This is a genomic window from uncultured Aquincola sp., assembly GCF_964001545.1.
Lineage (GTDB): Bacteria > Pseudomonadota > Gammaproteobacteria > Burkholderiales > Burkholderiaceae_C > Aquincola.
On record NZ_CAXFDV010000432.1, the window covers coordinates 1 to 7,085 of the forward strand.

Genomic DNA, 7,085 nt, shown 5'->3' on the forward strand with positions numbered 1-7,085 from the left:
GCTTGAGTGTCTCGCGCACCGTGCGAAAGGCGATGTCGTCCCAGGGGATCTCGTCCTCGCGGAAGAGGCGCGCCTCGATGCTCTCGGGCCCGGGGTTGAACACGGTGTCGGTCAGCGGCGCCAGGTAGTACATGTGCACCTGGCCCACGCGCATCACGTTCATCAGGCTGAAGAGCGGGCCCATCTGGATGTGCGCGCCGGCCTCTTCATCCGTCTCGCGCGCGGCGCCCTGGGCGGTGGTTTCGCCCAGCTCCATGAAGCCGGCCGGCAACGTCCAGAAGCCGTAGCGCGGCTCGATGTTGCGCTTGCACAGCAGCACCTGGTCTTGCCAGTAGGGCACGGTGCCCACCACGTTCAGCGGATTTTCGTAGTGCACCGTGCCGCAGGCCGGGCACACCGCGCGCGGGCGCGTGTCGTCGGCCGGAACGATGTAGTTCACCGCGGTGCCGCAGACGCGGCAGTGCTTGATCTTGTCGCGCTCGGTCAGCAGCATGGCGGCGGAGTTTAGCCGTGGCAGGTGGCATCATCGGTGGCTTCCCCTTGGCAGCAACTCAGCAAGGACACCATGGATTTTGTTGTGCAAGCCCCGGCCATTCCGGCCGTGCCCGTGGCCGGTGGCGGCCTGTTCCCCGTTCACCGCATCTATTGCGTCGGCCGCAACTACGCCGAACACGCGCAGGAAATGGGCTTCACCGGCCGCGAGCCGCCCTTTTTCTTCATGAAGCCCGCCGACGCCGTGGTGCCCGTGGCCGAGGGCGAAACCGGCCCGGTGGACTACCCCACGCTCACCAGCAACCTGCACCATGAGGTGGAGCTGGTGGTGGCCATCGGCATCGGCGGTCGCGACATCGCCGCCGCCGACGCACTGCGCCACATCTACGGCTACGCCGTGGGCCTGGACATGACCCGGCGCGACCTGCAGAACGAGATGAAGAAGCAGGGCCGCCCCTGGAGCATCGGCAAGGGCTTCGAGCAGTCGGCGCCCATCGGGCCCATCCACCCCATCGCCCGCACCGGCGAGTTGCTCAAGGGCGCCATCACGCTGAAGGTCAATGGCGACGTGCGCCAGAAGGGCGACCTGACTGAGCTCATCTGGAGCGTGGCCGAGACCATCGAGACGCTGTCCAAGGCCTGGACGCTGCAGCCCGGCGACCTGATCTTCACCGGCACCCCGGCGGGCGTGAGCGCCGTGGTGCGTGGCGACGTGCTGGAAGGCACTGTGGAAGGCCTGGGCACGCTGCGCATCCAGCTCCGATGACGGCCGACCTCGCGCTGTACAGCTACTTCCGTTCTTCGGCGTCGTACCGGGTGCGCATCGCGCTGGGCCTCAAGGGCCTGGCCTACGACTACCGCCCGGTGCACCTGGTCAAGAACGAGCAGCAGGGCGAGGCCTATGCGGCGGTGACGCCCTCGCGCCTGGTGCCGGCGCTGCGCGACGGTGAGGTCACGCTCACGCAGTCGCTGGCCATCATCGAGTACCTGGACGAGACCCACCCCGAGCCGCCGCTGCTGCCGCTTGATGCGGCCGGCCGCGCCCGGGTGCGGGCGCTGGCGCTGGACGTGGCCTGCGAGATCCATCCGATCAACAACCTGAAGGTGCTGCGCTTTCTCACGCAGGACCTGAAGCTGTCGGAGGACGACAAGCTGCGCTGGATCCGCCACTGGGTGGAAACCGGCCTGCAGACGGTGGAGCAGCAGCTGGCCGGCCACCCGCAGACCGGCCGCTTCTGCCATGGCGATGCGCCCACGCTGGCCGACTGCACCCTGGTGCCGCAGATCTTCAATGCCCAGCGTTTCGGCTGCCGGCTGGACCATGTGCCGACGGTGATGCGGGTGGTGGACCACTGCCTGCAGCTGCCGGCCTTCCAGCAGGCGCAACCGGGCCAGTGCCCGGACGCCGAATGATCGCCACCGGCCTGACGCCCGACTGGGCTGCCCCACCCGGCGTCGGCGCGTGGATGAGCACCCGCGCCGGCGGTGTGAGCGCCGCGCCTTGGGCCGGACTGAACCTGGGCATCGCGGTGGGCGACGAGCCGGCCGCCGTGGCCGAGAACCGCCGCCGCTTTGCGCAGGCCATCGGCGCCGCGCCGGTGTGGCTGCGCCAGGTGCACGGCCGCACGGTGGCGCGGCTGACCGCAGCCGATGCCGGGCGCGCCGAGCCCATCGAGGCCGACGCCGCCATCACCACCGAGCGCGGCATCGGCTGCACCGTGCAGGTGGCCGACTGCCTGCCGGTGCTGTTCTCCGCGCCCGAGGGCCGTGCGGTGGGCGCCGCCCATGCCGGCTGGCGCGGCCTGGCCGGCGGCGTGCTGGACGCCACCGTGGCCGCGCTGTGCGAAGCCGCCGGCTGCGCGCCGGCCGAGCTGCAGGCCTGGCTGGGCCCGTGCATCGGGCCGCAACAGTTTGAGGTAGGCGAAGAAGTGGTGCTGGCCTTCGGCGGCTCACCGGCCGGGGACGGCCGTTTCACCCCGCGCGCGCGGACCGACGGCGCCATGCGCTGGCTGGCCGACCTGCCGGCGCTGGCCCGCGACCGGCTGCATCAGTGTGGCGTCACCGCTACAACGGGCGCTGCCTGGTGCACCGTCGAAGACCCCTCAAGGTTCTTTTCGTACCGGCGCGACGGCGTCACCGGACGCTTGGCTGCCGCCGTCTGGCGGCGCTGAAGGCGTTGTCGCAGCGGCCCCTGTAGCCGCACCGGCGGCCATCGCCGCCCGGTCCGCTTCCGCCTCCCGCGCGAGGCGGGCACGCCTGCGCATGGGCGTTCCCAGCAGGTACATGACGATGCTCAAAGGCAGCAGCCCATAAAGCCCGAAAGTCACGAGTGCGCCCAGCACCGTGCCCTGGCTGCTGGTGGCCTCGGCCACCGACATCATCAGCACCACATACATCCAGGCGATGGCAACGAGGTACATCGTACGTAAACCTGCGTATTTCAGTAAGTGAAAAGTAAGCTCATCATGCAGAATTGCAAGGGTTCAGGAAGGGTGCGATCCGTCACGGATGCACTTTTCCAGACCCCACAATCAAGCGATGGCAGTCGCTTCCCGACGGGTGGTGTCGTCGGGCGACCTCAACGGAGACAAGACGATGGCAAAGCCTACCCCGACCCTGCCGCAGCCCGCGGAAGGCGTGCAGGCCTTCGGGCACGCCCTGGGTGAAATCTGGAAGTCGATGTCGGGCCTGAAGCTGCCCGCCGACAGCATGAGCCAGCTGCAGAGCAGCTACCTGCAGCAGGCCACGGCCCTGTGGAACGACACGCTCACGCGCATGAGCCAGCCGCAGGCCGAAGCCGCCGCGCCGGCGCTGCGCGACCGCCGCTTTGCCAGCAGCGAGTGGGCCAACAATCCCGCAGCCGCCTACATGGCGCAGACCTACCTGCTCAACGCCCGCACGCTGATGGAAATGGCCGAAGCGGTGCAGGGCGATGCCAAGACCATGGCGCGCTTGCGCTTTGCGGTGCAGCAGTGGATCGATGCGGCCAGCCCCAGCAACTGCCTCTCGCTCAACCCCGATGCGCTGCGCAAGGCGGTGGATTCGCAGGGCGAAAGCATCGCCACCGGCCTGCGCCAGCTGTGGAACGACGTGCAGCAAGGCCATGTGTCGCAGACCGATGAAAGCGCGTTCGAGGTGGGCCGCAACGTGGCCACCAGCGAAGGCGCGGTGGTGTTCGAGAACGAGCTGTTCCAGCTGCTCGAATACAAGCCGCTGACGGCCAAGGTGTACGAGCGGCCGATGCTGTTCGTGCCGCCCTGCATCAACAAGTTCTACATCCTCGACCTGCAGCCCGAAAACTCGCTGATCCGCTACTCGGTCGAGCAGGGCCACCGCACCTTCGTGATGAGCTGGCGCAACCCCGATGCGTCGCTGGCGGACAAGACCTGGGACGACTACATCGAAGACGGCGCCATCGCCGCCATCCGCGCGGTGCAGGCCATCACCGGCGCCGACGCCTTCGACATGCTGGGCTTTTGCGTGGGCGGCACCATCCTCAGCACCGCGCTGGCCGTGCTGGCCGCGCGCGGCGAGCAGGCTGCCAGCAGCCTGACGCTGCTGACCACGCTGCTCGATTTCAGCGACACCGGCGTGCTCGACCTCTTCGTCGACGAAGCCGCGGTGGCGCTGCGCGAGCTCACGCTCGGCCCGGCCGCGCCCACCGGCCCGCAGCTGCTCAAGGGCCAGGAACTGGCCACCACCTTCAGCTTCCTGCGGCCGAATGACCTGGTGTGGAACTACGTCGTCGGCAACTACCTGAAGGGCGAGGCGCCGCCCCCCTTCGACCTGCTGTACTGGAACAGCGACTCCACCAACCTGCCCGGCCCGATGTACTGCTGGTACCTGCGCCACACCTACCTGCAAAACGAGCTGAAGGTACCCGGCAAGCTCACGGTGTGCGGCGAGCAGGTCGACCTGGGCGCCATCGAGGCGCCGGTCTACGTCTACGGCTCGCGCGAGGACCACATCGTGCCCTGGACCTCGGCCTTCCAGAGCCTGAATCTGCTGCAGGGCCCGTCGCGCTTCGTGCTCGGCGCATCGGGCCACATTGCCGGCGTCATCAACCCGCCGGCCAAGAAAAAGCGCAGCCACTGGATCGGCAGTACGGATCCGGTGCCCGCCAGTGCTGACGACTGGTTCGCCGCCGCCACGGAACACCCGGGCAGCTGGTGGACCGACTGGGCCGCCTGGCTGGCCCCGCACGCTGGCAGGCAAGTTGCAGCACCGAAGTCGTACGGCAGCCGCACCCACAAGGTCATCGAAGCTGCGCCCGGCCGCTACGTCAAGCAAAAGGCCTGACGGCGCACGGCACCCCATCCCATCCATCCCGGTCCACAGAGGAGACATTCCATGACCGACATCGTCATCGTCGCCGCCGCCCGAACTGCCGTGGGCAAGTTCGGCGGTTCGCTGTCCAAGATCGCCGCGCCCGAGCTGGGCGCCACCGTGATCGCCGCCCTGCTCGAGCGTGCCAAGCTCAGCGGCGACCAGATCAATGAAGTGATCCTGGGCCAGGTGCTCACCGCCGGCTCGGGCCAGAACCCGGCCCGCCAGAGCGTGATCAAGGGCGGCCTGCCGCAGAGCGTGCCGGCCCTCACCATCAACGCCGTGTGCGGCTCGGGCCTGAAGGCCGTGATGCTGGGCGCGCAGGCCATTCGCGACGGTGATTCCGAGATCATCATCGCCGGCGGGCAGGAGAACATGAGCGCCTCGCCGCATGTGCTGATGGGCTCGCGCGACGGCCAGCGCATGGGCGACTGGAAGATGGTCGACACCATGATCAACGACGGCCTGTTCGATGTGTACAACAAGTACCACATGGGCATCACCGCCGAGAACGTGGCCAAGAAGTACGACATCAGCCGCGACAAGCAGGACGCCTTCGCGCTGGCCTCGCAGCAAAAGGCCGTGGCCGCCCAGGAAGCCGGCAAGTTCAAGGACGAGATCGTGCCGGTCAGCATCCCGCAGAAGAAGGGCGACCCGGTGCTGTTCGACACCGACGAGTTCATCAACAAGAAGACCACCGCCGAAGCGCTGGCCGGCCTGCGCCCCGCCTTCGACAAGGCCGGCACCGTGACCGCCGGCAATGCCTCGGGCATCAACGACGGCGCCGCCGGCGTGGTGCTGATGACCGCCAAGAAGGCCGAGCAGCTGGGCCTGACCCCGCTGGCCCGCCTGGCCAGCTATGCCACCGTGGCACTCGACCCGGCCATCATGGGCATGGGCCCGGTGCCCGCCTCGCAGAAGGCGCTGCAGCGCGCCGGCTGGAAGGCCCAGGACCTGGACCTGCTGGAAATCAACGAAGCCTTCGCCGCCCAGGCCTGCGCGGTGAACAACGAGATGGGCTGGGACCTGAGCAAGGTCAACGTCAACGGTGGCGCCATCGCCATCGGCCACCCCATCGGTGCGTCGGGCTGCCGCATCCTGGTGACGCTGCTGCACGAGATGCAGCGCCGCAATGCCAAGAAGGGCATCGCTTCGCTGTGCATCGGCGGCGGCATGGGCGTGGCGCTGACCGTCGAGCGCTGAAACACGGGTAAGCCCGGGAATGTCACCCGGGCGACAACAGACATAGTGACGCATCGACAGCCGATGCAACAGGAGAAATCGAATGGCAGCACAAAAAGTGGCTTATGTGACGGGCGGCATGGGTGGCATCGGTACCGCGATGTGCCAGCGCCTGCACAAGGACGGCTTCAAGGTCATCGCCGGCTGCGGCCCCAGCCGCGACTTCAAGAAGTGGCTGGATGAACAGTCCGCGCTGGGCTACACCTTCTACGCGTCGGTGGGCAACGTGGCCGACTGGGAATCCACCGTGGCCGCCTTCGACAAGGTCAAGGCCGAGCATGGCGCCATCAGCGTGCTGGTGAACAACGCCGGCATCACCCGCGACGGCCAGTTTCGCAAGATGAGCCTGGCCGACTGGCAGGCCGTGATGTCGACCAACCTCGACAGCATGTTCAACGTCACCAAGCAGGTGATCGACGGCATGCTGGACCAGGGCTGGGGCCGCATCATCAACATCTCGTCGGTCAACGGCGAGAAGGGCCAGTTCGGCCAGACCAACTACTCGGCGGCCAAGGCCGGCATGCACGGCTTCACCATGGCCCTGGCGCAGGAAGTGGCTGCCAAGGGCGTGACGGTGAACACCGTGAGCCCGGGCTACATCGCCACCGACATGGTCAAGGCCATCCGCCAGGACGTGCTGGACAAGATCATCAGCACCATCCCCATCAAGCGCCTGGGCACGCCGGAAGAAATCGCCTCCATCGTGGCCTGGCTGGCCAGCGACGAATCCGGGTTTGCCACCGGCGCCGACTTCAGCTGCAACGGCGGCCTCCATATGGGCTGAGCCATAGCGGCTCGCTGCTTGCCAGAAGCCCGCCATGTGCGGGCTTTTTCAATGGGTCCGCTGAACCAGGAGTACCGACGATGAAGCCGCGCCCCCACGAAAAGAGCGACCTGCCCCCCAACCAGCCCGGCCCGCAGCCGGTGGAGCCCGACGACGGCCAGGTGCCGGCGCCCAACGACCCGGCCGACCCGGAGTTCGATCCGCAGCATCCGGCGCCCTGAAGCGCCGGCTGCGCCCTTCA

Annotated in this window: 9 protein-coding genes; 7 read left to right on the forward strand and 2 right to left on the reverse strand. The window is 68.0% G+C overall.

What is annotated here, in order from left to right; translation table 11 throughout:
- Positions 1–487: NUDIX hydrolase (locus ABNT58_RS14755; protein WP_348754224.1), on the reverse strand; the 487-nt coding region annotated here is incomplete at its 3' end.
- A 78-nt stretch (positions 488–565) separates the two neighbouring features.
- Between ABNT58_RS14755 and ABNT58_RS14760 the strand changes: the two genes are divergently transcribed.
- The 3 genes from ABNT58_RS14760 to pgeF are packed head-to-tail and all read left to right on the forward strand — an operon-like array spanning position 566 to position 2,663.
- The gene (locus ABNT58_RS14760; RefSeq protein ID WP_348754217.1) at positions 566–1,258 is read left to right on the forward strand and encodes a fumarylacetoacetate hydrolase family protein; all 693 of its coding nucleotides are present in this window, start codon (positions 566–568) and stop codon (positions 1,256–1,258) included.
- On the forward strand, positions 1,255–1,905 hold the full coding sequence (gene maiA / locus ABNT58_RS14765) for a maleylacetoacetate isomerase (protein ID WP_348754218.1): 651 nt from the start codon (positions 1,255–1,257) through the stop codon (positions 1,903–1,905). The genes ABNT58_RS14760 and maiA overlap by 4 nt, the downstream gene beginning before the upstream one ends.
- Complete coding sequence (pgeF, locus tag ABNT58_RS14770; protein ID WP_348754219.1) at positions 1,902–2,663, forward strand: peptidoglycan editing factor PgeF; 762 nt, start codon at positions 1,902–1,904, stop codon at positions 2,661–2,663. The genes maiA and pgeF overlap by 4 nt, the downstream gene beginning before the upstream one ends.
- On the opposite strand, the gene ABNT58_RS14775 is transcribed toward pgeF, so the two are convergent.
- On the reverse strand, positions 2,595–2,912 hold the full coding sequence (locus tag ABNT58_RS14775; protein WP_348754220.1) for a hypothetical protein: 318 nt from the start codon (positions 2,910–2,912) through the stop codon (positions 2,595–2,597). The two genes, pgeF and ABNT58_RS14775, sit on opposite strands and share 69 nt — an antisense overlap.
- Before the next feature lie 175 nt (positions 2,913–3,087).
- Here ABNT58_RS14775 and phaC point away from each other — a divergent pair, with 175 nt between their 5' ends.
- The 4 genes from phaC (at position 3,088) to ABNT58_RS14795 (ending at position 7,065) form a co-directional block, all read left to right on the forward strand.
- Entirely contained in the window at positions 3,088–4,791 is a 1,704-nt protein-coding gene (gene phaC, locus ABNT58_RS14780) for a class I poly(R)-hydroxyalkanoic acid synthase (RefSeq protein ID WP_348754221.1), read from the forward strand.
- A gap of 51 nt (positions 4,792–4,842) precedes the next feature.
- Positions 4,843–6,021, forward strand: a complete 1,179-nt coding sequence (locus ABNT58_RS14785) for an acetyl-CoA C-acetyltransferase (protein WP_348754222.1) — start codon at positions 4,843–4,845, stop codon at positions 6,019–6,021.
- Positions 6,022–6,103: 82 nt separating this feature from the next.
- Positions 6,104–6,844 (forward strand): acetoacetyl-CoA reductase, encoded by a 741-nt coding sequence (phbB, locus tag ABNT58_RS14790; protein WP_250199366.1) that lies wholly within the window; start codon positions 6,104–6,106, stop codon positions 6,842–6,844.
- An 80-nt stretch (positions 6,845–6,924) separates the two neighbouring features.
- Positions 6,925–7,065, forward strand: a complete 141-nt coding sequence (locus tag ABNT58_RS14795; RefSeq protein ID WP_348754223.1) for a hypothetical protein — start codon at positions 6,925–6,927, stop codon at positions 7,063–7,065.
- Positions 7,066–7,085 lie beyond the last annotated feature (20 nt).